23 protein-coding genes are annotated in these 24,515 nt (G+C 38.3%); 6 read left to right on the plus strand and 17 right to left on the minus strand.

Annotated features, from left to right (window positions below; translation table 11 throughout):
• Positions 1-147 precede the first annotated feature (147 nt).
• From H4J50_RS05280 to H4J50_RS05320, 9 genes are all read right to left on the minus strand, one after another.
• Complete coding sequence (locus H4J50_RS05280; protein WP_259366167.1) at positions 148-618, minus strand: hypothetical protein; 471 nt, start codon at positions 616-618, stop codon at positions 148-150.
• Between the two features lie 10 nt (positions 619-628).
• The gene (locus tag H4J50_RS05285; RefSeq protein ID WP_182254889.1) at positions 629-919 is read right to left on the minus strand and encodes an EF-hand domain-containing protein; all 291 of its coding nucleotides are present in this window, start codon (positions 917-919) and stop codon (positions 629-631) included.
• A gap of 115 nt (positions 920-1,034) precedes the next feature.
• Complete coding sequence (locus tag H4J50_RS05290) at positions 1,035-1,700, minus strand: response regulator (protein ID WP_182254891.1); 666 nt, start codon at positions 1,698-1,700, stop codon at positions 1,035-1,037.
• Between the two features lie 9 nt (positions 1,701-1,709).
• Complete coding sequence (locus H4J50_RS05295; RefSeq protein ID WP_259366168.1) at positions 1,710-3,134, minus strand: ATP-binding protein; 1,425 nt, start codon at positions 3,132-3,134, stop codon at positions 1,710-1,712.
• Positions 3,135-3,606: 472 nt separating this feature from the next.
• Positions 3,607-4,233 (minus strand): isoprenylcysteine carboxylmethyltransferase family protein, encoded by a 627-nt coding sequence (locus tag H4J50_RS05300; protein ID WP_182254895.1) that lies wholly within the window; start codon positions 4,231-4,233, stop codon positions 3,607-3,609.
• A 100-nt stretch (positions 4,234-4,333) separates the two neighbouring features.
• Positions 4,334-4,498 carry a hypothetical protein gene (locus tag H4J50_RS05305; protein WP_182254897.1) on the minus strand — a complete coding sequence of 55 codons (165 nt, stop codon included), beginning with the start codon at positions 4,496-4,498 and terminating at the stop codon, positions 4,334-4,336.
• Positions 4,499-4,582: 84 nt separating this feature from the next.
• On the minus strand, positions 4,583-4,831 hold the full coding sequence (locus tag H4J50_RS05310; RefSeq protein ID WP_182254899.1) for a DUF1272 domain-containing protein: 249 nt from the start codon (positions 4,829-4,831) through the stop codon (positions 4,583-4,585).
• 103 nt (positions 4,832-4,934) lie between these two features.
• Positions 4,935-5,156 carry a SlyX family protein gene (locus H4J50_RS05315; RefSeq protein WP_239059081.1) on the minus strand — a complete coding sequence of 74 codons (222 nt, stop codon included), beginning with the start codon at positions 5,154-5,156 and terminating at the stop codon, positions 4,935-4,937.
• A complete protein-coding gene (locus tag H4J50_RS05320) occupies positions 5,153-6,151 on the minus strand; it encodes a WD40 repeat domain-containing protein (protein WP_182254901.1) in 999 nt (332 codons plus the stop codon). Before H4J50_RS05320 ends, H4J50_RS05315 begins: the two co-directional genes overlap by 4 nt.
• Before the next feature lie 120 nt (positions 6,152-6,271).
• On the opposite strand from H4J50_RS05320, the gene H4J50_RS05325 reads away from it, so the two are divergent.
• On the plus strand, positions 6,272-7,033 hold the full coding sequence (locus H4J50_RS05325; RefSeq protein WP_182254903.1) for an FKBP-type peptidyl-prolyl cis-trans isomerase: 762 nt from the start codon (positions 6,272-6,274) through the stop codon (positions 7,031-7,033).
• 95 nt (positions 7,034-7,128) lie between these two features.
• Here H4J50_RS05325 and H4J50_RS05330 read toward each other — a convergent pair whose 3' ends face one another.
• The gene (locus H4J50_RS05330; protein ID WP_182254905.1) at positions 7,129-7,998 is read right to left on the minus strand and encodes an AraC family transcriptional regulator; all 870 of its coding nucleotides are present in this window, start codon (positions 7,996-7,998) and stop codon (positions 7,129-7,131) included.
• Between the two features lie 141 nt (positions 7,999-8,139).
• Here H4J50_RS05330 and grxC point away from each other — a divergent pair, with 141 nt between their 5' ends.
• Together grxC and H4J50_RS05340 are read left to right on the plus strand one after the other, a co-directional pair.
• Positions 8,140-8,397: a glutaredoxin 3 gene (gene grxC, locus H4J50_RS05335; RefSeq protein ID WP_108454886.1), complete on the plus strand. Its 258-nt coding sequence runs from the start codon at positions 8,140-8,142 to the stop codon at positions 8,395-8,397.
• Between the two features lie 54 nt (positions 8,398-8,451).
• Positions 8,452-8,949, plus strand: coding sequence for a YkgB family protein (locus H4J50_RS05340; protein WP_108454887.1), 498 nt, complete (start codon positions 8,452-8,454; stop codon positions 8,947-8,949).
• 164 nt (positions 8,950-9,113) lie between these two features.
• Here the strand turns inward: H4J50_RS05340 and H4J50_RS05345 are convergent, their stop codons facing one another.
• Entirely contained in the window at positions 9,114-9,473 is a 360-nt protein-coding gene (locus tag H4J50_RS05345; RefSeq protein WP_108454888.1) for a DUF4112 domain-containing protein, read from the minus strand.
• Positions 9,474-10,271: 798 nt separating this feature from the next.
• Between H4J50_RS05345 and hemE the strand changes: the two genes are divergently transcribed.
• Entirely contained in the window at positions 10,272-11,339 is a 1,068-nt protein-coding gene (hemE, locus tag H4J50_RS05350) for a uroporphyrinogen decarboxylase (RefSeq protein WP_182254907.1), read from the plus strand.
• A 202-nt stretch (positions 11,340-11,541) separates the two neighbouring features.
• On the plus strand, positions 11,542-12,012 hold the full coding sequence (locus H4J50_RS05355) for a hypothetical protein (protein WP_182254909.1): 471 nt from the start codon (positions 11,542-11,544) through the stop codon (positions 12,010-12,012).
• Positions 12,013-12,036: 24 nt separating this feature from the next.
• Here the strand turns inward: H4J50_RS05355 and H4J50_RS05360 are convergent, their stop codons facing one another.
• The 3 genes from H4J50_RS05360 to H4J50_RS05370 form a co-directional block, all read right to left on the minus strand.
• A complete protein-coding gene (locus H4J50_RS05360) occupies positions 12,037-12,528 on the minus strand; it encodes a histidine phosphatase family protein (protein ID WP_108454891.1) in 492 nt (163 codons plus the stop codon).
• A 78-nt stretch (positions 12,529-12,606) separates the two neighbouring features.
• Positions 12,607-14,049: a Si-specific NAD(P)(+) transhydrogenase gene (gene sthA / locus H4J50_RS05365; protein ID WP_182254911.1), complete on the minus strand. Its 1,443-nt coding sequence runs from the start codon at positions 14,047-14,049 to the stop codon at positions 12,607-12,609.
• A gap of 69 nt (positions 14,050-14,118) precedes the next feature.
• Positions 14,119-15,237 (minus strand): fatty acid desaturase, encoded by a 1,119-nt coding sequence (locus H4J50_RS05370; protein WP_108454893.1) that lies wholly within the window; start codon positions 15,235-15,237, stop codon positions 14,119-14,121.
• 231 nt (positions 15,238-15,468) lie between these two features.
• On the opposite strand from H4J50_RS05370, the gene fabR reads away from it, so the two are divergent.
• The gene (gene fabR / locus H4J50_RS05375) at positions 15,469-16,125 is read left to right on the plus strand and encodes an HTH-type transcriptional repressor FabR (protein WP_108454894.1); all 657 of its coding nucleotides are present in this window, start codon (positions 15,469-15,471) and stop codon (positions 16,123-16,125) included.
• Here the strand turns inward: fabR and trmA are convergent.
• From trmA to H4J50_RS05390, 3 genes are all read right to left on the minus strand, one after another.
• Entirely contained in the window at positions 16,106-17,200 is a 1,095-nt protein-coding gene (gene trmA, locus H4J50_RS05380; RefSeq protein WP_108454895.1) for a tRNA (uridine(54)-C5)-methyltransferase TrmA, read from the minus strand. The two genes, fabR and trmA, sit on opposite strands and share 20 nt — an antisense overlap.
• 273 nt (positions 17,201-17,473) lie before the next feature.
• Positions 17,474-21,244 (minus strand): hypothetical protein, encoded by a 3,771-nt coding sequence (locus H4J50_RS05385; protein ID WP_182254913.1) that lies wholly within the window; start codon positions 21,242-21,244, stop codon positions 17,474-17,476.
• Positions 21,244-24,515, minus strand: a 3,272-nt coding sequence (locus tag H4J50_RS05390; RefSeq protein ID WP_182254914.1) for an OmpA family protein, incomplete at its 5' end; no start/stop codon positions are given. The genes H4J50_RS05385 and H4J50_RS05390, both read right to left, overlap by 1 nt.

The raw sequence follows: 24,515 nt of genomic DNA on the forward strand, positions 1-24,515 counted from the left end.
TGTCATGTGCAAAAGTTATGGAATAATTAGTAGGGTGACATCAAAAGTGACGAGAATAAATTACGGCATTTGAAAAGCGTTAACACTCAAAATTAAAAAGTTAACCTAAGCACTAAACAGGTTAACTTTTATATACTTATTAGAATCTTACGCACTGGTATTAATAATAGAGTCACTTTCTTCAAGATCAAATTTTTCAAAAACTTTCGCTAATATTGACTGTTTGTTTTCATCACTCAGACTATTGCCATTATTAGATGCTAGAGTTTCTTCTAGTAACTCAGATAGGTAATCCACCATTGAAGTAATTTCTTCTGTGCTTTGTTTTGGCGGCGGGGGTGGCGGTGGTCTACTACCTTCAGAAACATTGGCGAGTTCACCTATGCTTTTGGCGTCAAAACCTGCGCTAGATAATGCTTTTTCAAGTGCAGCACCCGGTTGAATATTAGCTTGTGAAAATGTTTCTATAATACTCAAAGCATCTTCTTGACTAAGGTTTTCAGTATCAAATTCAGATAAGGTCTCAGAAATTAACGACTGCTGATCTGCGGTTAAACTTTGCTCTGTTCTAGCGGGCGGGGGCGGCATTGAACTGCCCAAATTAGTTGTATTAATCAATTTATTTTCCTTAGCGCTTTTGTTTAGCCGGTGGGCGGTGGTTTTTAAACTCTGTTTTACTAATAACACCGTTACTATCGCTGTCGATATCATCAAAAATGCTTTGATGATCACCATTTGGCAAATCTTGCTGAGAAAATTCGTCAAAGTCGACTTCATCATCGCCATTAATATCTATTGATGAAAAAGCGGGTGGAGGTCCTGGTCGGCCTCGGTTTTGTTCTTGTGCTTGTGCCGGAGTTTGACTAAATATAACGAATAGTAACGCCGTGGCTAATACGGTTTTTGATTGCATATACATAATATGTTGTTAATCCTTATCCCAAATTCGGATATAAGGTTATCAACAGAAAATGCAAAAAATGTGCAAATAAAAAGAAAAGTCAGTTAAATTTTGTAACTTAAGCATTAAAGCATTAAAGCACTAAACGATAACCTGTACCGTAAACTGATTGTATCCAGTCTTTGCCATTACTAATGTCACTGAGTTTTTTACGTAATTTTTTTATGTGGCTATCAATGGTGCGATTATTGACGATACGATCATCTGAATACATATTTTGCATGAGTTGATCTCGGGTAAAAATACGTTCGGGTTTACCTGCTAAAGGTTTTAACAGTTGAAATTCAACAGAGGTAAGCGATACTTCGTGATGATGAAACGACACGGTAAGCCGATGTTCATCGAGTATCAGTATATCGGAAGTATTATCAAGTGTTTGTGTTCGTCTAAGTACCGCCTTCACTCTTGCAACGACTTCACGCGGGCTAAAGGGTTTGCAAATATAGTCATCAGCGCCTAACTCTAAACCGAGCAAACGGTCTATTTCTTCTACCTTAGCGGTCACCATCAAAATAGGGACATTTGAAAACTGCCTGATTTCTTTGCACAAATCTATACCATTTTTACCTGGGAGCATAATATCAAGCAATATAGCTTTCGGTTGATTTTTTTTAACCCAATCAATAACGTCATCACCATGATGAATTAAGTGCGGACTATATTCAGTAAGTGCAAAATAATCTGCCAGTAAATTAGCAAGTTTAACTTCATCTTCTACGATTAATATCGAATCTGGCATAGGTTTTCTCTAAGCTAAAGGTAAGGTAATGATAACCGCTAAACCGCCTGAAACAGACTTTTCAGCACTAATTTCTCCTTGGTGAGCGATAACAATATGCTGACAAATAGATAAGCCTAAGCCAAAGCCACCTGTTTCTCGATTTCTCGAATCTTCTACGCGATATAAATATTCAAATAAATGTACAAGATGCTGTTCATCAACACCAATGCCATTATCTTCAAACTTTATGGTAACAGTGCCTTTGTTATTTCCGGCTGAATTTTCTTCTAATTTATTAACCGTGACCGAAACGCTAAGTTCACTTGCTTTCGAGTATTTAATACAATTATTAATAATATTTTCAAATAATTGATAGAGCCTAGTTTTGTCAGCATAAATATTAACTTCTTTAGTATTTAATTCAAGCACAAGTGCAATTTTGGCATTTGATAAATAACCACGATACTTACCTGCTTCGTGCTGAATTAATTGCATTAAATCTTCATGTTGTTTGCGATAACCCATACCGCCGATATCAGTACTGGTTAGTTGATTTAAATCATCAATTAAACACTGTAAATGTTTTACTTCGTCATTAGCAGAAGCAATATTACTATGGGTTAAGGGTCTAACGTTGTCGAGCATGGCCTCTAACTCGCCACGTAGTATAGCGACAGGGGTACGTAATTCATGCGATATATTGGCTAACCAGCGTTTTCTTGCACTTTCATTTTTAGCGAGTGTTAATGCTAATTCATTGTAATCACGACTTAATTCATTGAGTTCATCTTTTCTGTTTAACTGAATTGATTGTTGATAATCGCCTTGGGTAAGTTTATGCATACCACGAGTAATGAGCTTAATCGGTTCAACAATATGTCGAGCAATAGGAAAGGTAACCAGCGCAACAAGGCTCATAACCAAAAAGGCAATTAGCCATAAATATTCTTGTTGTTGCTCAATAAACTCAACTTCATAACCTTGTGTGAGTTGATTACGTTTTGAAATAGCAAAAAAACCTACCACACGCCCCTCAACTTCGATAGCGACCTTTTTATACTCTAAAGTTGGCAGGTAAATGCCGACAACTACCGTTTCGTCAGCAGTTAGCAATGCGTAATGCGCTTCACCTTTGGGTGGTCGAGGAGGCATGTTATCAAAATTATTATGACGAGGAGGAGGCCTTTTCTCAGGCGAGCTCGGTTGAAAACGTGGTTTATTAAATGGCTTTCTGTCGCCTTTAGCAGGTCGGTGATTTTTTTCGACGTCAAAGTCACTGTCTGCAAGTTGTTGAGAAATTAATTGATGAAACCTGCGGTGTTCTCCGGTAATGGAGCGCCAATTATTTTCAACTTTATATTCATCAGCTAGTTGAGTTAGAACCGGTTGTAATGTTTCTACTTCTTTCGAAATAACATATTCAACCATGCCTTTATCAATGCTCCACTGCATTAGCGAAACCAAAACGGTAACTAATACCAAGCTAAAGCTAAAGAGAAAGAGAAAGAGTTTATTTTGAATTTTCATAGTACATTTATAATCTTAAAATTTGTTAAAAGCTCGGTTTTATTTCGACTAAAGCGAATTAAATTAAGCACATTAGAAAATGTAAAAAGCTTAAAATCAATGGGACTGAGTCAAAGTTCTAATATATAAGTAGGGATAACATATCAAAACAATGTGCAAAAAATATGCATTTTTTTAATTATTTTGATTACTATAATTTACATATAAAGACTAAAGCCATGAACAAATGACACAACTTATTGTTTATAGTCAGTAGTAAAATAAATGGCTAATGGAGTAATTTGGTTTAAGTTTGAACGTTAAAAATATTAGCTCAGAGGTACATGAGAATTAATTGTCAGAGCTGTAATTACCGCTATCTAAAAAGAGTGATAACGGCATGTAATATAAACTATCCCTATAACCATCGGCGAACGTTAGCTTGATATGTTTTATAATTACTGGGAAAAATTTCTGCTAAATGTTGTTCTTCAACAGTGGCCTGTTTGAACAAAGTATACAAACCAATAATAAGGCACACTAAAGTAAATAAAGACGGTAATGCTAGAAAAAATCCTAATTGTGATAATGCCACACTGACAAAAATTGGGTTACGAGAGTACTTAAAAAAGCCATCAGTAATTAACCCATCAAGGCCTTTTGGGTCGACACCAGAGCGCCACTTTTGCTTCATACTAAAGTGGATGATTATCGTCATTAAAAAGCCAAAGGTTAACAGTATATTGCCCAGTATAAGAACAAGGGCATTATCGAAATTCGTTATTAAACCTAGGTATTCATCAAGCGCAGGAAAAAATAACCTAACTACACAAACCATCCAAATTGACACTCTGAAGAGTCGAAATGTCATGTGGTTCCACCAATGCGAGCAAAAGCGTTCGCCGGGAAACACTAGTCCTGTGTTAATGCTTTTTTGTGCCGTTATAATTCTAACAGTATAAAAAAGTGCAACAGCGGAATAAAAAACAGCCAAGTATAAGCGCGTAAACTCTATTATTGAAGAAGTGTTATCAAGAGATATCATATGTATTGATCAAGATTCATTTATGTAAGAAAAATAATCTAGCGTTTATTAAGTCACTAGATTTAGGCTTATTCGAGAAAAATTATGAGAGTAAATTTTTTTAATAAGACTTTACTACAGGTTTTGAAAAGAAAACAAACGGTATTGCTAATGGCCCCAAAATAGCGCCCAATATTGCCCAAAAGTTAGTTTTAGCGCCTTTGTATTTGGCAACGGCATAACAAATAAAAATGCTAAGAATATTTAAAATAAATAAAACAGTCATAGTGTACTCCTTGTAAACCTAAAATATTATACGTACTAAATAGTTGGTGTGAGCAAATAAAATTGCTTGTCACGGTTTGCCGTATTATTTTTTGCTAGCACAACCATGTGCCTTTAATACCCTTTCTTTAGAAGCTGGATATTGTTTTAATGCCTCAATTGGTCGAATAGGGCGCTTGACTAAATTACCTGAACAATTAGGGCAAATAAAGCTTAAAATATTATCAGTGCAGCTAGCACAAAAGGTACATTCAAAAGTACATATGAACGCATCTTCAGCCGAAGGCGGTAAGTCTTTATCACAACATTCACAATTGGGCTTTAAAATTAACATAGTAGCGTCTTTAAAGTAAATCGGTCTCAATATGAGATGTGTTAGGCAATCTGATTTTTAAAATACACCTTTAAATATCACTATAAACCATTAACCTACATTGTTAATAGTGAGGTGGTGGTGGCTCTATTTCTTCTTTACCATCTTGCTCCGGTGCATTTTCTTTAATGCGATTAGCGAGCAGAGAAACTTGATGCTTAAGCTCGGCAAGTTGGTTTTGATGAATGGTAATTTCATGGTTTAGTTGATCGATAATATCATCTTGAAATGCATTGCGAGTTTCAAGGGTTTCAATTGCTTGGTTTAATTCTATAACTGATTTCACGGTTTATTTACCTGCCATAATTCGGCATATCCAGAAGAGCTTTCGGTGATTACCTGGTTATTATCTCTAAAAGCGACACTATACACAACAGCGCCTGCGGGTCTAATATCTTCACGCGGTAAAACTCGCCAGCTAGTTAGGCGTTCGCCCGTTGCAATATCCCATATACTCACCTTTCGAGATGGAGCTCCTGTTAACAACTTAGTACCGTCAGGAGAAAATTGCACGGCACTAAAAATTTCTTGTCGGTTAAAGTATTTTAGTTTGGTAATTAATTCTCCTGTTTTTAAATCCCAGATATTGGCCGATTTTTTACTGTCAGCGGTAAAGGCAAAGCGACCTTTGGGATCAAGCGCCACCATAGTGACTCGGCTAGGGTGATTAAAGCGATATATTACTTGTCCTGATACCGTATCCCATACATAAGCAACAAAATCGTTAGAGCCAGAAAGTGCAATTCGACCATTGGGTAACATATCTATCGCATTAATTTTTTCTTGGTGGCCTAAAAATTCTAAACGTCGACCGTTAGCAATAGTAATGTGCACAACTTTACCATTGCTTTGACCAACCAATAAGTAATCGCCATTATTTGATACAGCCACATCACGTATCGTAGACTCGGTTATTGACCAAAAGCCTTCTGATAAGCCATTTTCTATATTCCAAAGTGAAAAATCATGGCGATTAGCGGTGATAGCATGGCTGTTATTATCGGCAATATCAGTTACTAATACTAAATTGTCTGCACTATTTTGTTGTTGAGACCAATTATATTTAAGCGCATTATTTTCTAAATCCCATAAGCTAATACCATGATGTATTGACGAAACAACACTAAATTTAGCGTCATTCGATATATTAGCCGCGTAAGCTCCCTCTACCGCATGCTGCCATCTTTGTGCGGGCTCTTGCCCTACCGGCTGGCAAGCAGAAAGCAAAGCTAATAAAAACAGAAGCTTGGCTTTTAGAATTGTTAAGTTACAGTTCAGCAAAATATTAATACTTTTTTCTTAGGGCATTTATCGTTAGTATAAGCCGCATTGTTTAACAATTCACACATATTTAAATGACTTAGCCCGAATTTCTGGCTAAGTAGTAAAACGGAGATGTAAATGAAGTTTTTTAAACCGACATTAGTCGCTATTGCCTTATTATCAGTAATGGGTTGTCAAGAACCTGCTAAGCAAGAAGAGCAAGCCGCTGCGCTTGATACAGAAATACAAAAACAAGCCTATGGCTTAGGTGCTTCAATTGGCATGTACATGGAGCGTAATTTAGAAGAGCACGATAAATTGGGCTTAACTTTAGATAAGTCACTTATTATTCGTGGTTTTACTGACAGCATGAATGGCAAGTCTCAAATAGAGAAAGAAGACATTCAAGCATTGTTGATGAACTTAGACCAAGCGATGAAAGCTAAGCAACAAGAGCAAGCCTCAGTGAGCTCTGAAGCAAGTTTAGCTGAAGGACAGGCTTTCTTAGCAGAAAATGCTAAAAAAGAAGGTGTTCAAGTTACTGAATCTGGTATTCAATATGAAGTAATTACAGCCGCAGACGGTGAAAAACCTGCTGCTACTGATACAGTTAAAGTTCACTATAAAGGTACATTCCTTAATGGTGAAACTTTTGATAGTTCATACGATCGTGGTGAGCCAGCAGTATTTCCACTTAATCGTGTAATTTCAGGTTGGACCGAAGGTGTTCAGTTAATGTCAGTGGGTTCTAAATTTAAATTTACTATCCCTTCAGACCTAGCTTACGGCCCTAATGGTAATCCACCTCGCATTCCGGGTCATTCTGTATTGCAATTTGATATTGAATTATTAGAAATTCAAAAACCTGAAGCTGCGGCACAAGTTGGCGATAAAAAGTAATAACTTACCTGTTGTTAAATAACAAAAACCAACCTTTAAGGTTGGTTTTTTTATCAATAATTTTTATTAAATGTAGTATTTTATAACGTATGTTATCAACTCTCTGTTAGATTTTTATTATTCTTACGGAATTGTTTAGGGGTTACTCCTTCATACTTACTAAACGTTTTTGTAAAAGCACGTTCTGACTCGTAACCAACATTTAACGCAATGTCGTTAATAAAAAGCGATGTCGTCAAAATCATTTCTTTCGCTTTTTGAATACGTAAATTCGATAAATAAGTAAAAACAGTTTGTCCGACGAGCAACGTGAACTTTTTCGCGAACGCCGCTCTAGACATGCCAATAGCAGACGCTAAACTATCAATTGTCCAGGGTTTTTCAGGCGACTCATGAATGTATTCAAGCGCTTTACCAATACGTTTATCTTTTAATGCCTGTAAAAAAGAATGTTGCTGCTGGCGTCCAAAATTAATTCTGATTAATTCTACCAATACAACTTCTGTTAGCTTATTGACTATAATTTCATTACCAATGTTTTGTGCCATATACTCCGAACTAAGCTGATCAAAGGTACTTTTTAACCAAGCATGTTTATTTAGCTCACCCTCGCGAACGATTGCTACCTGCTCAAACATGCTACTTAACGGTGACAATGTATCGTGCACAAACGAGCAACTACCACAAAGTAGTAGGGTAGACTCGCCACTGATCGCCATTTGATTCTCAGGAGGCTCGCTTGTCAGTATATGGTCAACACCCGGACCTAAAAATATTAAATCACCGGTAAACAACTGCTCAACTCTGTCACCAATTTTCAACCAACAAGCGCCACGCCTTACAAGATGAAAACAAGCCGTTTTTTTATCTACAAACTCTTTTATCCATGGAGGCTCTACATGGCTACAAAAATATACACTGCCACTGACACGTAAAGACGTGAGAATATCGCTTAGAATTTCCATGCTTATTTAATTGGTTATTGATCGTATTGAAAATATAGACGATCAGTGTAAAAAGTAAAGACTTTCTAACGTTGTTGAGTTTTTTAATTCTTTCATAATAGCTACATCAATATCAATTAACCTAAACAAGAGAGAATGATCATGGCGAAGATAGAAATATATAGTAAAAGCTACTGTCCATATTGTAAAAAAGCAAAGGCAACACTTGTTAGCTTAGGGTTAGCATTTGAAGAATACGAAATTACCCACAGTGAAAAGCTGACTAAAGAAATGCATGAACGTAGTTCGCGCCGAACAGTGCCACAAATTTTTATTAATGATCAGCATATAGGTGGCGGTGATGACTTTCATGAAGCATTAAGCAGCGGCCAATTAAAGCACTTAATTGCTAAAAAATAACGACATAATCAACAATATACCTTGTCTACGTTACAATTTTTAAAGGAAAAAACCATGCCAAACACTACATTATCCGTTGACCGCGAAAGAAAATTCAATGATCTAGCATTAACCCAGAATATAAGTACTTTTGGCGACATTGCCTTAAGGCTTTCAATCGCGCTTATTTTAGTGTGGATTGGCGCGATGAAGTTTTCTGCATATGAAGCCGGTGCAATCGAAGGCCTTATTTCATCAAGTCCTTTAACATCTTGGCTTTACAATATTTTTAGTTTACAAGGTGCCGCTAACTTTATAGGAACGTTCGAAATAGCCACCGCTATTGCCATAACCCTTACACCAGTAAATAGACTCATTGGAATTATTGGTAGTTTAGGTGCAATCGTTACTTTTGCTGTTACCTCTAGCCTATTATTAACTGCGCCAGTTTGGGAGGCCACGCTAGGTGGATTTCCAGCGCTTAATGTAGTTCCAGGTCAATTTTTGGTGAAGGATATTGTACTTTTAGCGGCTTCAATTACCCTATTAGGCAAAGCATTAAAAGCGAAATAAATCAGATAGAATGAATATAGCTATTGGCTATATTCATTCAAAATTAATTCATCGTATGGCGGCATGTCGTTGTTAAGAGGATTCTTTCTACGCTAATCAGTAATATTAGTTAATGCTATCGTGATGAGCTGTTAATAAGCGCCAATCAATACTTCTGATTAAATTTATTGAGACTGCTGGCTTAACCACCACTCTTCCATAATACGTACATTTTTCAGGTTAGATTTATAAAACAAATCGGCAATGTCACCAACAAAAGGAATAACACCTAACAAAAAATCTAGCGCAATATTCCATAGCATTTTCATTCTAAGCGTTCTTGGTACTTGCATAGATTTTGCCAAACCAACAATGCTGAGCGATAAGCCAGTCATTATAAGGTCGCCCACTACAGGAATAAGGCCAATAATAAAGTCTAAGCCTAATCGAATACCCAATAATGGGATACGAATTTTAGCGTCAGCTAAATTAGCTAACTTCTGTGCTTTTAATAATGCTTTAGGTGCTTGATCTAAGTCGTCCATTTTTCCTTTATCCTAGGTTTAAATATAAAACTTTTAAAATAAATTATGACCGTTGTATCGATATTTTCAAATTTCAGGCAATAAAAAAGCCTTACCGAAGTAAGGCTTGAAATGCTCGCTGTGTGGTCTAGTAAACTAGCTTCTTTTTATTTATTTCTTTATTTTTATTATTGTTTTTCTTTAGCGCGGGACATTTATAGCAAACGCCTTTTATTGGTGCAACAACTTTAATAGAGCATATATTCCACGAAGTTTTTCGTATTATAGGGTCCCAAAAATCACCTTGGCTTTATGTTTTTATAGTTAAAAAATTTGATGAATAAAAAAGATCAATTATTACTCTATCAACATTTTGTAAAGTATGTGACAAATTGTATAAAAGTGTGCTTTATCAAGTTCTAAGGTGATTTTTATTACATTGGTAAAAAGTCAGTAATAACACGAAAACTGGTATACCACATATGTTGTTTTGATGGGCAATTGCCCATTCCTTATGGCCTTGGTGGATGAGGATAAATAATTTAATTTAAAAAAAATAAATTATTTTTTAGTTATAGCGTTTTGATGAATGAAATTGCTGTTTTATTGAACATATTCTATTTGCAATTTTGAGGTGCTGACGAGGGTACCTGATTAAAGTTTTGTCGTAGTATTTTACTTTTTTGTATTAAATAACGCGTAATTCGAAAAAATATTTCAATATCCAGGTCGCGAACACCATTAGATTTGATTTGTAACATAGATCAATAAAATTTGAAGTGTTAGAATGCGCGCATATTATAGCGGAGAAGATTTTTGATGACTGAATTAAAGAACGATACGTATTTACGTGCGCTTTTGCGCCAACCTGTTGACTACACACCTGTTTGGATGATGCGCCAAGCGGGTCGTTATTTACCTGAATATCGTGAAGTGCGCAAAGGTGCTGGTGACTTTATGTCAGTCTGTCGTGATGCTGACTTAGCTTGTGAAGTTACTATTCAGCCATTACGCCGTTTCCCACTTGATGCAGCCATTTTATTTAGCGACATTTTAACTATTCCTGATGCTATGGGTTTAGGTCTGTATTTTGAAACCGGTGAAGGTCCTAAATTTGAGCGTCCAATAACATGTAAAGCAGACGTTGAAAAAATTGGTATTCCAGATCCAGAAGGCGAATTGCAATATGTCATGAATGCTGTTCGTACTATTAAGAAAACACTAAATGGCGATGTTCCACTTATTGGCTTTTCGGGTAGTCCATGGACATTGGCCACTTATATGATTGAAGGGGGTAGTTCAAAAGCCTTTACTAAAATCAAAAAAATGATGTTTGCAGAGCCACAAGTTTTACACATGTTATTAGATAAGTTAGCTGACTCAGTAATCTTATATTTAAACGCTCAAATAGCTGCTGGTGCACAATCAGTAATGGTATTTGATACTTGGGGTGGTGTTTTGTCTCCAAGAGATTATAAAGAGTTTTCTTTGCAGTATATGGCGAAGATTGTTGATGGTTTAACTCGTCATAATGATGGTCGTAAAGTACCAGTAACCTTGTTCACTAAAAATGGTGGTATGTGGTTAGAAGATATTGCCGCAACAGGTTGTGATGCTGTAGGTCTTGATTGGACCATTGATATTGAAAATGCTAAAGCACGTGTAGGTGATAAAGTTGCCTTGCAAGGTAACATGGATCCATCGATGTTATATGCACCGTTGCCTCGCATTGAACAAGAAGTTTCAAAAATACTATCAGGATTTGGTGAAGGTGGTACTGGGCATGTATTTAATTTAGGTCACGGTATACACCCTGATGTTAACCCAGATCATGCTGGCCACTTTATTGAGTCGGTACATCGTTTAAGTAAGCCTTATCACTTATAAGTAGTGTTGGTATTAAATCTAAAGGTTATTGGTGTTTTATATGCGAATAACTAATCAAAAGGAGCTTAAAGCTCCTTTTTTTATACCTGAGATATTAATGTAATTGATATTTTTCTATATTTAGTAAGTATTCGGTAATCTATATATTACTTGTAGATTAAGGTATGCTTGAAGCAGAAACAGACATTGAATGGACACTAGTATGACTAACAACAAAAAATTATTATCCACATTACTGATCACTTTATCACTTAGCGCCTGCGGTAGTAGTTCGACCGATAACGAAACCGATAAAGCAGCAAAAGAAGTAATGACTCAAGAGCAAGAAAGTTCTCCAGAGCAAGCAGCAACTAAACTCGTTGCTACGCCAAAATTAAAAGGCGAAAAAATGGAAGATGTAAAACAAAACCTAAAAGACGATTTAAGCGGCTGGCAACGTGGACGAGTACAGTTTTTAAATTTAGAAGGTGGCTTTTACGGCATTATTACTGACTCAGGTCAGAAAATATTACCGATGAATATGGCGAAAGAGTTTGCCCAAAACGGTGCTATTGTGCGTATTAAAGGTAAAGTTAAAAATGTGATGACCATTCAACAATGGGGTACACCTTTTACTATTTCTGAAATCGAACTTATCAGCCCTGGTAACAAAGTGAATGATGCCGATATGTAGCACAAGGCGGTTTATAACAATAAACTAACGACAAGTTAATGGTTGAGTTAGCAGTGTTAACGTTTTACCACTGTTGCTCACCTGAACTTGATATATGTTACGGTATTCTTTCTCAGTAATATTCGGCACGTCTAACTCACTCAGTAATGCCGATAATTGTGGTGTGGTGTTACTGTGACCCACAACTAAAACATTTTCTTTTTGATTTAGTAGTTGTTGTGCAAACTGCGTTAGTTTTGCGGGAGAATACTGTTTTATTGCTAGCTTTTGCTGTTTAGCAAAGGGGGCGGCTGTCGCCATGGTACGTTGGTAGGCTGTGCTATAAACGCGTTTTATTTTCGTATGTTCGAGAATACTAGCAATTTGCTTGGCTCTTCGTTTTCCACAAGGCGTTAATTTAGGATCTTCTTTTACGGCTTGCTTTTCAGCATGGCGAACTAAATAAATGCTAAAACTATCTTCTGCGAATGTTGGTACAACAACAAAAAACAGGGCTGCCAGTAAACAATATTTCATTTTATTTCCATGCTGATTTTTAAAATACACAATGTAAAAAGGGCAAAGTTATTAATAACTTTGCCCTTTTTTATTTGTTTAAAATAATCGATTTAATCCGTTTAATGCCGCTACCCTGAAAGCTTCAGCCATTGTTGGATAGTTGAATGTTGTTTCAACAAAGTATTCAATGGTATTGCCACCATTAGTTTGTTGCATTATCGCTTGGCCGATATGAATAATTTCAGCCGCATTTTCACCAAAACAATGAATGCCTAAAATTTCTTTGGTTTCACGGTGAAAAAGAATTTTTAATGAACCCACTAAATTATTCGATATTTGTGCTCGGGCTAAATGTTTAAATTGCGCACGACCAACTTCATACGGAATTTTAGCTTCTGTTAATTCTTGTTCAGTTTTACCAACAGAGCTGATTTCTGGAATGGTATAAATACCGGTAGGAATATCAACAGTCAGCTTGGCTTTACTTTCACCGTCAAGCATGGCACTTGCACAAATTCTACCTTGGTCGAATGCAGCACTAGCCAAACTTGGGTAACCAATAACATCACCTACGGCAAAAATGCCTTCAACGTCTGTTTGATATGAGTCGCTTACTTTTAATTGTCCACGTCCATCAGCTTTTAAACCCGCATTTTCGAGTTTTAAGTCGGCCGTGTTACCGGTACGTCCATTGGCAAATAATAAGCAATCTGCGCGCATTTTCTTGCCAGACTCTAAATGTACAATAACGCAGTCTTCGTTGGTTTCTACGCGTTCAATCTGCTCACCGTGGCGAATAACAACGCCGTTGTTCCATAGGTGATAACTTAACGAGTCTGACATTTCATCATCTAAAAATGATAACAAACGATCACGGGTATTGATCAAATCTACCTTGACCCCTAAACCGCGAAAAATACAGGCGTATTCACTACCAATAACACCTGCACCGTAGATAATAATTTGGCGTGGAGAATGTTCTAATGACAATATGCTGTCGGAGTCATAAACCCTAGGGTGAGAAAAGTCGACATCGTCAGGTTGATATGGGCGTGAGCCAGTTGCAATAACAACTTGTTTCGCTGTTATGGTGTCAATTGTGCCATCTGCGCGTAAAACTTGAATGGTATTAGCATCAACAAATGAGGCTTCGCCGATATAGTGCTCAACTTGGTTGCGATTATAAAAGCCACTGCGCAAGTTTACTTGCTTGCGAATAACTGCAGATGCGTGACCTAAAATATCTTGAAAGGTTAATTCTTTGGCATTTTGCCCAGCATTAAACAGAGGATTTGAGTTATATTCGATTAACCGACTAACGGATTGGCGTAAGGCTTTTGATGGAATAGTGCCCCAATGAGTACAGCCACCGCCAACATGATGATAGCGTTCAATAATAGCAACTCGCTTATCTTGCTTGGCTAAGTTCATTGCTGCGCCTTCACCACCAGGCCCTGTGCCTATTATAATGGCATCAAAATCGTAGCTTTTTTTAGCACTTTTTGCTTTCTTAGTTTCGGCTTTTGCTTGTTTACTCAACGGTTAACCCTTTAATTCCTGCTTCAATGGTAAAAATTTTAGCAGGAATTAAATGTAACGTAACTGTTTTTATGCGAGTTTTTCTACCATATTTTGCCAGCTACGTTGTTGTTCGGCTAATCGACGCTTAATTTCTTGATATTGCGCCATCACATCTGAGTTCTCAACATCAGCTATTAATTGGTCACGTTTAGTGGCAATTAAGGCTTTGCGAACAGCATAGAACTCGTTGATTTTATGGATAAGTTCATCGTATTCATGCTGTAATCTTTCTAATAATTGCTCAGCGTCAGGGTGAGCTGCTAGTTTTTGCTGACTACGCAATAAGATCATCGATAAACGCGCTTTTTCTATTTTAACTTCAGGTGTTACACGTAACTTCGAGGTCAGCTTTAAATGTTCGCAACCTTTAATTAACCATTTTGTCGGGTCAAAATGCCACCAACGAATACCATTACGGTAGTCGTTTTCAAAAATATGGTGATAGTTATGGTAGCCTTCGCCAAAAGTGAAGAAAGCTAAAACACCGTTGTCGCGTGCCGTATTTTTATCTGTGTAGGTTTGCTTGCCCCAGATATGTGCCAATGAATTAATAAAGAACGTGGTGTGATGACTTAGTACCAAGCGTAAAAATCCAAGTAACAGCAGGCTGTTGATCATATCGCCGTGCCATAAACCGAATAAAATAGGTACGCCAAAGTTCATTAATATGGTTAGTAATAAATAATGTTTATGCTGCCAAACAACAATAGCGTCTTTTTGTAAATCGCGAACGTTGTTGTAGTCATTATATTTAGCAGGTTGATGATCTCTTAGCATCCAACCTATGTGTGAGTGCCAAAAACCCATTTTTGCCGAATAAGGGTCAACATGATTTTTATCAACATGCTTGTGGTGAATACGATGGTCTGAAGACCAATGCAAAGCACTATTTTGTAAGGCGAATGCACCACCTAGAGCGTAAACGAGCCTTAAAGACCAATGCGCTTGATAAGTTCTATGAGACCAAAGACGGTGATAACCCGCCGTAATTGACATACCACAGTATATGAAGCAGATAATAGCTGCGGTGATTTCAGTCGCATCAAAGCCATGAGTAAATGCACGGTAAGGCACTGCGATTGCAGCGAATAAAAAGGTAATGCTAAATACAAATACATTTAACCAAATAATAGGTGGTTTTTTCATTAATTATCCATCTAGGGCTTAAGCACCAAAAAACATTTCGGTGTACACATGTACGCTATTCTATCTTTACTCAATGTTGAGTCAAGTGCTGATGATGAATTATTCGTGAAATTAACCATTATTATTTTGAGCATTGCGATGCGATTAGTATCAATTAGCTAGTATTGTTAACGATTTTCAGTATCATATCAGCCTAGTTTTATCATGAAATAAATAACAGGAATATTGGCGATGAGTGGTATTAGAGCACTTCAAAAAGAGAAAACGCGTCGTCAATTAATTGATGCAGCTCTAGGACAACTGAGCAGTGAGCGTAGCTTTTCTAGTTTAAGTTTACGTGAAGTAGCTAAAGAAGCGGGGTTAGCACCAACCTCTTTTTATCGTCACTTTTCTGATATGGACGAACTAGGCTTAACTTTAGTTGATGAAGCAGGTTTAACTTTACGCCAATTAATGCGACAAGCAAGGCAGCGCATTGAAAAAGGTGGTTCAGTTATTCAAATTTCTGTCCGCACTTTCATGGAGTTTATTGAAAGTAACGGCAATATTTTCCGTTTATTATTACGTGAACGTTCAGGTACTTCACCGGCATTTCGTGCCGCGGTTAATCGTGAAATTCGCTATTTTACTTTAGAGCTTTGTGATTACTTACAACAAGCGAATAAACTAGATGCTGAAATCGCTTATTTGCAAGCCAATGCAGCCGTGACTATTGTTTTTAGTGCCGGCTCAGATGCCTTAGATTGTGATAAAAAAGATCTGGTGGCGTTAGCACAACGAACAATTAAACAGTTAAGATTTATTGCCCGTGGTGCTTTCGAGTTTAGTGTTCGCAATGAAAACCGTATTGAATTGCGTCGCGGCAGAACTAAAGGCGTGACAAAATAACACCTGTTTCTACATGATGGGTATATGGAAATTGATCAAATAAAGCGAAGTGCTCAATTTTATGAGTTTTAACTAATTCAACTAAATTATCACGTAATGTTTCTGGGTTGCATGATATATATATAATGCGCTCAAAACGAGAAACTAGCTCTACACTGTCAGGATCAAGGCCGGCTCGTGGTGGATCAACCAAAACGGTTTGATAGTTATAGCTGGTTAAATCAAAACCTTCTAAGCGACGAAATACCCGTTCGCCATTCATGGCCTGACTAAAGTCTTCACTTGCCATTCTCACAATATCAACATTGTCTAATTTATTCGCTGCTATGTTTATTTGCGCTGACTTAACGGATGTTTTTGATATTTCTGTACCTAGAACGCGATCAAAATTTTGTGCTAAGGCGATACTGAAATTACCGTTACCACAATAAAGTTCTATTAAGTCACCGCCGGTGTTGTTAGTAGCTTGTTGCGCCCACAGTAACATGGCTTCATTTACCTTAGCATTGGGTTGCGTAAAGCTATTCTCAACTTGTTGGTAATGAAACTGCTCACCGTTTACAGATAATGTTTCCATGACAAAATCTTTGTCGAGCACAACTTTTTGTTTACGCGCTCTGCCAATAATATCAACGGGCGCTATGGCAGATAAACGTAACTTTAATTGTTGTGCTTGTTCAATCCACTGCTCGTCTAATTGTTTGTGATAAAGCAAACTAATTAATACTTCGCCACTGAGAGTTGATAGGAAATCAACTTGGAATAACCGTTGGCGTAAAATGTCTTTATTTTTTATGTCGGCCAACAATGCGGTCATAAATTGGTTGATCAGCGTACTGGCAACAGGAAAATCTTCTACTTTGTATTTTTCTTTCGTCTCACTATTAAACATGATGTAGTAAAGGTCATCACCATCATGCCAAACACGAAACTCAGCACGTTGACGGTAGTTTAAAGTTGGTGAAGGAAATATTTCAAATGTTGGTAAGTCAAATTGAGCAAAAGTGCTTGAAATACTTTGCTCTTTTTCGTCAAGCTGTTGTTGATAATTATCGGGATGAATATGACTAAACATTGAAATACCTTGTTGAAAGTGACCATCGCTAATTGATGAGGCGAAGATTCTAGCGAGTGACCAATTTTTGTCTACTAAATAATGGCTGTATTCTAGAAGAATTCGCTTTTTAAGCATAGCCTTTAGTCAAACAAAAGGTGTTAATTCTACAAACAGGATAATTTGAGGTTTAAAAAAATGAGGGAATGTAAAAAGGTTAAAGCCAAAGTAGCTTTAACCTGTAATTTACACCAAGGTTTTACGGTTAAACATAATAGCTAATTCTAAGCAGGCTTAATACTTACCTACAAGGTTGATAAACCAGCCTTTGTACTCATAATCAGTGAGTTTTAAGTCATCACTAAAATCAGTGAAGTTATAACCAACACCCACTTTAAAGTGCTGACCTATATGACGATCTATACCTACAAGCCAACCATTACGCGTTGAATTATCTTCAACAACTTTTAAGGTACGAAACTCTAGCAATGCATCCCACTGCTTAACGATATGGTAGCGAGTTTGTAAGGCAGAAAAATTAACGGTGCTTTTAAAGAATTCGCCGATACCACGGCCAGAACGTAACTCACCCGTTCTTCGACCTAACTTCGCGGCAAACTCCCACACAGGGTTGTAGCGATAGGTACCTTCTAAGGTATAAATTTGTGACTTTTGATCGGTACCAAAGTTAGTTTGTGCTAAACCGCGTAAATCGTACAAGTAGGTATATTTCCCTAACAAGTTCCAACGGTTGTTATCAAAAGGACGATAAGCAAAACCTACACTCGCTTCAGTAAATGTGGCATTGGCATCTGGGCTAATATCATCTTCAGTATCTGAATAGTTATATTTAGCAGCGACACGCCAAGAATCGTTTATTAAGTAATTTAGGCGATTGGTGGTAAGCCACTGTGTACGCTCTTCAGCGCCTTTATCTTCGCGATACTCTAATTTTGTTTGCCATTGCATATCTTTATCGCGAAACCCTAACGAAAGAGAAGCAGCGTCGCGCTCAACATTACCGGCAATCAGTGTTAGTTCGCCATGTTGTAATGAACCACCTAAATTCCAGCCTTGGCTGAGCAGGTAGTTAACACCAAAAACATGCACAAAGCCTGATTCATTTCTTTCATTGATAGTTTGCGTTTCATTAAATACGTTTAGGCTATCAGTTACTCTTGAGCGGTGACCAAAGGTAAGGCCGTTGGTATCGTTAGAGGCAAGTAGCGGGCTAGTTGTATCGGTTGACCAACTGTAGCGACTGTAAAGGTTGTGATCGCTATTAACTTGGTAATCAACATCAAGCGCAGCGGTGTCACCACGATGCCCTGTAGCGTACTCTGCACCAATGCTAGATCGACTCTCTAGTATGTATTTACCGCCTAGCGTGATTAAGTCGTTGTTTTCATAGCCGTCGTCGGCTTCAAGTGTACCTTGGGCAATACCGTAAAGCTCAAAGCTTGGTGTTAAACGTTGACGGTAGCCAAGTGCAGCCAATAAACCGGTTTGAGATTGCAGGTTTATTTGCTCTTTTATTTGTTTTATTTCTGCACTGATATTACCGCTGTTATCAAGGTTTTGCTGAATAAAAAAGCTAATTTGCTGACGCTCATTATTACCAGACTCTTGTTTCGTTATGCTGGTACTGTAGTGGCCTGTTTGACTATATTGGCCTGATACTTCAACCCCTTTTTCAGTGATATCTTCAGTTAAGTCACGTCGAGCAATTGAGAAGCCAGCGCCGGTATTTTTATGCCATGCCGCTGCTGTTAACTCTTGCTCTGTGTAGCCTAAAGCTTTTAGATTTGCTCTCGCTTCAAAACTTAAGGCATCGCCAGATTTATCATTGCCTGTTAGCTCGTCGTCAATAATATTTACTTGCTGAAAGGTTAAACCACCGTTGTCTGAATAAAACACTGGCGCTTGGCTGTTGCGGGTATCACTGTGCTCAATTTTTATGTAACTACCTTTGCCTGCTTGCAAGGTTAAGTCGGCACCGGCAAGTTGATAATCGTTACCGGCCCGATTTTCATCAACGTAGCTTAGACCAACGGCAATGTGATCGTTAAACCAGTGTTTAGCTCGTCCGCCAGCAGTTAAGTGATCAGCGCTAAAGCCATTTGGTAAGTATTCGTAATCAACTAATAATAGTAATTGATTACCGTCGAGTGGTTGATCGCGAATAATACTATTGGCGTTGTTACGTGAAAAGCTGAGTAAGGGGCGCGATAAAATAATACGGCCTTGGAGTTCGTCAACTTGGTAATCAGCATCGCGAGTTAAATCAATTCTATCGAGCGTTATGCCGGTATCTGGATTGCGAACTTCTATGACTAACTTATCTGAGCCGGGTAATACATCGGTGTGCTTTAAGTAATAAATACTACCGCCAGTGCCTAAAAACTCACTATGACCTAAAGCGGTTTGTGCTTCAGAAACAAAGGCTTTTAATTGACTTTTTTCTTGGCCGTAAGCATTTGACTCAGTTGACTTCCAGTTAAGTACTGCGCCATATAAGCTACGGTTGTACTGGCTGTACTCTGTATCGGTCATTCCGGTGTTGTAATTACCCCAAAGCGCGAGAGATTTGTCCCAATCAACACGGACATAAAAACGCCCTTGAGTGTCTACGTCGCGTGTGGTGGTTGAGTCGTCACCATAAACCGGGTAGTACTTGTCAGGATCTAAACGTCTAAAAACATCTACGGGGTCTTTATCTAAAAAGCCATTAAACAACTGTGATAATTCACGCTCTTGAGTATCAGCATGTGCGGTTATTAGATATTTTCCTTTAACCTTACCTTTTAAATAAAATGCAAGGCGGCCTTCGATGAGTAAGTCGTCATCGTACCTGTCGTCGCTTGCTAATGGTTCAATATTGCCAGTCACTTTATTTTCGCTGATGTTGATGTCGGCAAGCGCCGCTAAAAACATATATTTACCCGTTACATCAACTTTAAGTGGTTTAGTTATTGTGCCTTTTTCACCACTTAAGGTGAGGTCAAATACGTAGTTACCAATTGGCAGTAAATGTTCGCTAGCAAACTTTCGTTCTAAATCTATTGGGTAGTCTTTACCGTTAATTTCAATACTGTAGCCTTCGGGTATGTCTTGGCCAAAAATACGCACACGACTACCGGTAATTGGAATGTTTTGTTTGATAAGTTCATTTGTTCCAAAGCTGCCAGTACTGGCTGTATTTGTGTCAGTGGTTACATTGCTAGATGTAAAACTGGCAGAGGTGTTTTGGTTATTAAATTGATTTTGAGTTGAGTTATTGGCTTGCAACGACTGTTGGTTGTTACCTTGATCAAGGTATGTACCGCTGTCGTAAGCTTCAGGCGAAACAAGTTGTATTAATTTGCTTTCTGTTTCGTCCATGTTGCCTTCAGCATCAAACGCTCGTAGCACGTAACGTAAACTATCGCCGGCGATCATCGTGTTCAATGTTGATGGTTCAACTTGCCATGATATTTCGCCATGGCTATCAAGTTCGGTTAATTCACTGCTAAAAAGAGGGTCAATTAAATCAACATCGTTACCTTTATAAACCACTAACGTTAAGTGTTCTATAAACGCAGGATAGTTGGTAAAGTAATTAAATCTAGCATCGTACTTGTTAAGGCCATCAAATTTTATCGCCTGCGGTGCGCTAATGCTTAACCTAGGGGCGGTAATAGCAGGATCTTCTGTAGCCCAAAAAATTCCACCTAATGGCATTCTGACTAAAAAGTCACCTTGCACTACTGTTTTAGCTTGTTTTTCAGCCGTTGCTACTTCATGTGTTTGCTTACTCAGTGCTAATTCTACTCGGCGATCGTTCGGGGTTTTATTTACGCTCGCAGCTTGCTCGCCCTTGCTGATAATTTCAACACTAAAACCTTGTGCCGTTTTACATGCGCCAGGAGGGCATACCGGTGTTTGTTGCTCGGCCTTGGTTGTTGTTTCAATTACAGCTTCGCTGCTTTTAGTGTTTAAGTTACTCGCAAAAGAATGTGTGGTTACGCCTGCTAATAAAACGCTACAGGTAAAGGCTAGTGAATGACGTTGGATAAAGTTTCTCATTATTTACCCTCCGTCATTGAATTCTCGATTTGTAATTTTTGTATTTTGATGGTCAATTTTTCCCAAACTTCTGCAGGCATGCGTGTTTTTAATTGTTCGAATACAGCTTTAGCACGGCGTAAGCCTAGCGCTAGGTTGTAATCTTCTGATGCGCTGTTGTCGGCAAAGCCGGTAATAGCTAAGTGGCCACTTTCTGCATTCACTAATTGCTTAGCTATGCTGTCGAGTAATGGTTGATATTTTGCTTTTATTGTACTTTTGTCAGACTCGAATAGAATTTTTCCAAGTTGAGTTTGTGTTGCAATATTTACAATAGAGGCAAAACTTCCATTAACCTCTTCTACTAATTCAACACTAAACGAAGACTGAAGATCTTCACGAATTAGTGGCAATAGCCATTGATAGGTATTGTTGGCTCGAGCATAAGCTAACGCCTGCGTGTGCGCTTGAGCTGTAATTTGTATCGTTCCACCTTGATATTGGTTAATGGTGTTGGACATTTGCGTTAACCACGCTTTATGTTCTGTATTTATTTCAGCGCTATTTTCATTAAATAATAACTCACCAAGTTTAACTAAAGCATGTTGTTCATTACCGCCTAACTGTTGCTTGGCTAGTTGAATTGCAAAGTCAAAACGTGCAGGTAAACCTTGTGTAATACGCTTAACTCTTGGGTTTTCACTAACAAAAACTGTTTCAGGTGGTAACGTTGCTTTATCAACTTTCATGTAGAAGTTACGGCCACGGGCTAGGTTTTCAACGTCGACTGCTTCTAGATGGAATCGACCATGTAAGTCGGTTTCAATATATAAACCTTCAACAGTAGCAACTCTTACTCCCGGAATACCAATTTCTTGAATACCTTGGTTTTGAATGACAAGGTCAACTTGATAATTGCCATTTGCAAGTACGGTAATATTGCGCTCAATACGTAAATCTTGCGCAGTTAATCCGTCGGCCATTTTACCTACAGGGTTGGCGACTATTTTGCCTTGGCTACTCATGGTTAGATGAGTACCTTCTGCAGTGGTTAGAGTTAAATTATCAGTAAAGGCTAAGTCTTTAAGTTGCTGACGAATAATTATTTGATGATTGCTAGCTTTATCGGCTTCACTACTGCGACCCGATAAATCACCTAAATCAATACCGTGATTTAGCGGTGCACTTGCATCAGCTAATGGGCGTTGGCCATCAGCATCAATTATGAAGGTACTTTTGGCGATATAACTACTTTCGTTAATGCCACCTTGAATAAACACTGCTGAGGCATTAGCGCTGTCTTGCCAATTATCGCTATCTCTATCGTCAAACACTTTGCCAAGAATAGTGACTTCTTCAAAGTCAGGATCCGCACCAACGATAACGGTTGCTGTAGCTTCATTACCAATTGGCGCACTGCCTAAGTAAGGAGATACTCGGTTGATATGTTTACCGCGAGCTACACCTGCACCTACGCGAAGTATATAGACAAATTCAACCGTCGATTCTGCGGGTACGTCAATACCTGAAACGGTCAGTGGTTGTTTGCTTGTTATTTGCATTTCACCGTCGGCATCATTGGTATAGGCTGAGTTTTCAACATAAGTGAAACCTGCCGGCAGGTAATCAATCAATGTTAGGTTTTCAACATCAACTTCGCTAATGTTTTCAATTTGAATGTTATAGCGTACTAAGCCACCAATAAGTGTTTGTTTTGTGTTAGCACTTTTTGTCAGGCGGATCATGCTTGGGTTCACACCTATTTTATCAACAGGAATATGGTTGTTGATCACATCTGGATCACCTTGGGCCAAGGTGAAATCCATATAATATGTAGTGTCATCGCCAATTTCTGGTGCAGTAGCTGAGTTAGATAATGCAAATGGATTTTGCTGACCTGTAGGATCTAAAACGCCAGCCTGTGGCAATATCAAGTTTGAATGGCTTGGTTGATATTCTTCTTCAGGAGCAGTAACCACTAAGGTAAATATGTCGTTGTGCTGACAAGCTGGATCAGCGCCTAAGAATAATAAAAAGAAATAATAACCGTCTTCACCCGTAATTTGGTCTTGCTGATTTGGCAGTAAACAAACATCAGGTAATACTGTGCCCGCGTCATTAATAATACTAACTAATGAGTTGGCAACAGGGATACGAGTGATTGAGTCGTATACCACGCCACTAGGATCAACAGGTACCGGAACATTGACAGATTCATTCGCTGGAATATACACTACGGTACTGAAAAAGGTTGTACCGTTAGGAGTCATAAAGTCAACGGTGTAGTCACCTTGTGGTAAATTCTCAATAGAGAAAAAGCCATTTTCGTCGGTGAGTATGGTGGCAATTATATTTCCATTGGTATCGGTTACTTGTACCGTCCAGTTAATCAGTAGCGGCTCACCTTCGTTGAGGGCATCATTGCGATCAGCATCAATCCAAACGACACCTTGCAAGCTACCTGCAGGCAATTCAAATGGTGTTGGATCATCGGTACCGCCGCTGCTGTTACCAGGTGCGCTTGGGTTGTCACCACCGTTAGCAGGGTTGTTACTTGCGTTAGTTCCACTATCTGACAAATCGTTAACTTCTACACCACCTGTAGAGGTACCTAAAGCTTCTGCTTGGTTAGTTATTATACCTTTTGCTTCTTCAGCGCCAGGGTTTAACTCTAAGGTGAAACTAATATTAATACTTTGCCCAGGCATTAAACGACCACTGATGCCATCAAATAAGTTTGCTGGGAAATCAGTGTTTAAGTTAGGTGTTTCTTCAGCAGTAGAGGCGGTAATCTCTGCTGCTTCACTCACACTGACATAGGCACTACCAAACTGTGCGCTGAGGTCGTCTACAAGTTGGATATTAGTTAAAGGTACATCACCATTGTTTTGAATAACTAAAGCAAATGGCACGTCGAAGTTGCCGACACTACCATTGACAGTAGGGACTATTTCACCGCTTACCGTTTTAGCTACACCAATCGCTGGCGCTTCAGTAAAAGTAACCGGTGTTGGATCGTTATCCGTTCCATCACCATTGTCGCCAATAGTATTAGCACCGTTATCTGAATCATCATTAACATCAGCACCGCTTGGACTTTGACCTGAAGCAACAACCGTATTGTTGTATGGGCCAAGGTTGGTACCCGGCGTTACGGTTAGACTGAGTAACAAGGTATCTTTTGCGGCAACGGCAAGGCTTTGGTTAGCAGCTAAAATATTGCTATCGCTTTCGCCATCAAAATCAGCATTTACCGTTAAGGTATTTGCACTTAATGCGTTAACAACAAACG

Source organism: Colwellia sp. 6M3 (genome assembly GCF_014077595.1).
Taxonomy (GTDB): Bacteria; Pseudomonadota; Gammaproteobacteria; order Enterobacterales; family Alteromonadaceae; genus Cognaticolwellia.

What these genes read in the sequence shown, in the direction of transcription:
- H4J50_RS05285 (WP_182254889.1), bottom strand. Translation starts at nt 919, where the DNA reads ATGTATATGCAATCAAAAACCGTATTAGCCACGGCGTTACTATTCGTT.
- H4J50_RS05355 (WP_182254909.1), top strand. Translation starts at nt 11,542, where the DNA reads ATGACTAACAACAAAAAATTATTATCCACATTACTGATCACTTTATCA.
- H4J50_RS05325 (WP_182254903.1), top strand. Translation starts at nt 6,272, where the DNA reads ATGAAGTTTTTTAAACCGACATTAGTCGCTATTGCCTTATTATCAGTA.
- hemE (WP_182254907.1), top strand. Translation starts at nt 10,272, where the DNA reads ATGACTGAATTAAAGAACGATACGTATTTACGTGCGCTTTTGCGCCAA.
- H4J50_RS05360 (WP_108454891.1), bottom strand. Translation starts at nt 12,528, where the DNA reads ATGAAATATTGTTTACTGGCAGCCCTGTTTTTTGTTGTTGTACCAACA.
- H4J50_RS05305 (WP_182254897.1), bottom strand. Translation starts at nt 4,498, where the DNA reads ATGACTGTTTTATTTATTTTAAATATTCTTAGCATTTTTATTTGTTAT.
- H4J50_RS05295 (WP_259366168.1), bottom strand. Translation starts at nt 3,134, where the DNA reads ATGCAGTGGAGCATTGATAAAGGCATGGTTGAATATGTTATTTCGAAA.
- H4J50_RS05340 (WP_108454887.1), top strand. Translation starts at nt 8,452, where the DNA reads ATGCCAAACACTACATTATCCGTTGACCGCGAAAGAAAATTCAATGAT.
- H4J50_RS05290 (WP_182254891.1), bottom strand. Translation starts at nt 1,700, where the DNA reads ATGCCAGATTCGATATTAATCGTAGAAGATGAAGTTAAACTTGCTAAT.
- H4J50_RS05300 (WP_182254895.1), bottom strand. Translation starts at nt 4,233, where the DNA reads ATGATATCTCTTGATAACACTTCTTCAATAATAGAGTTTACGCGCTTA.
- grxC (WP_108454886.1), top strand. Translation starts at nt 8,140, where the DNA reads ATGGCGAAGATAGAAATATATAGTAAAAGCTACTGTCCATATTGTAAA.
- trmA (WP_108454895.1), bottom strand. Translation starts at nt 17,200, where the DNA reads ATGTTTAGTCATATTCATCCCGATAATTATCAACAACAGCTTGACGAA.
- fabR (WP_108454894.1), top strand. Translation starts at nt 15,469, where the DNA reads ATGAGTGGTATTAGAGCACTTCAAAAAGAGAAAACGCGTCGTCAATTA.
- H4J50_RS05330 (WP_182254905.1), bottom strand. Translation starts at nt 7,998, where the DNA reads ATGGAAATTCTAAGCGATATTCTCACGTCTTTACGTGTCAGTGGCAGT.
- H4J50_RS05310 (WP_182254899.1), bottom strand. Translation starts at nt 4,831, where the DNA reads ATGTTAATTTTAAAGCCCAATTGTGAATGTTGTGATAAAGACTTACCG.
- H4J50_RS05345 (WP_108454888.1), bottom strand. Translation starts at nt 9,473, where the DNA reads ATGGACGACTTAGATCAAGCACCTAAAGCATTATTAAAAGCACAGAAG.
- H4J50_RS05370 (WP_108454893.1), bottom strand. Translation starts at nt 15,237, where the DNA reads ATGAAAAAACCACCTATTATTTGGTTAAATGTATTTGTATTTAGCATT.
- H4J50_RS05385 (WP_182254913.1), bottom strand. Translation starts at nt 21,244, where the DNA reads ATGAGAAACTTTATCCAACGTCATTCACTAGCCTTTACCTGTAGCGTT.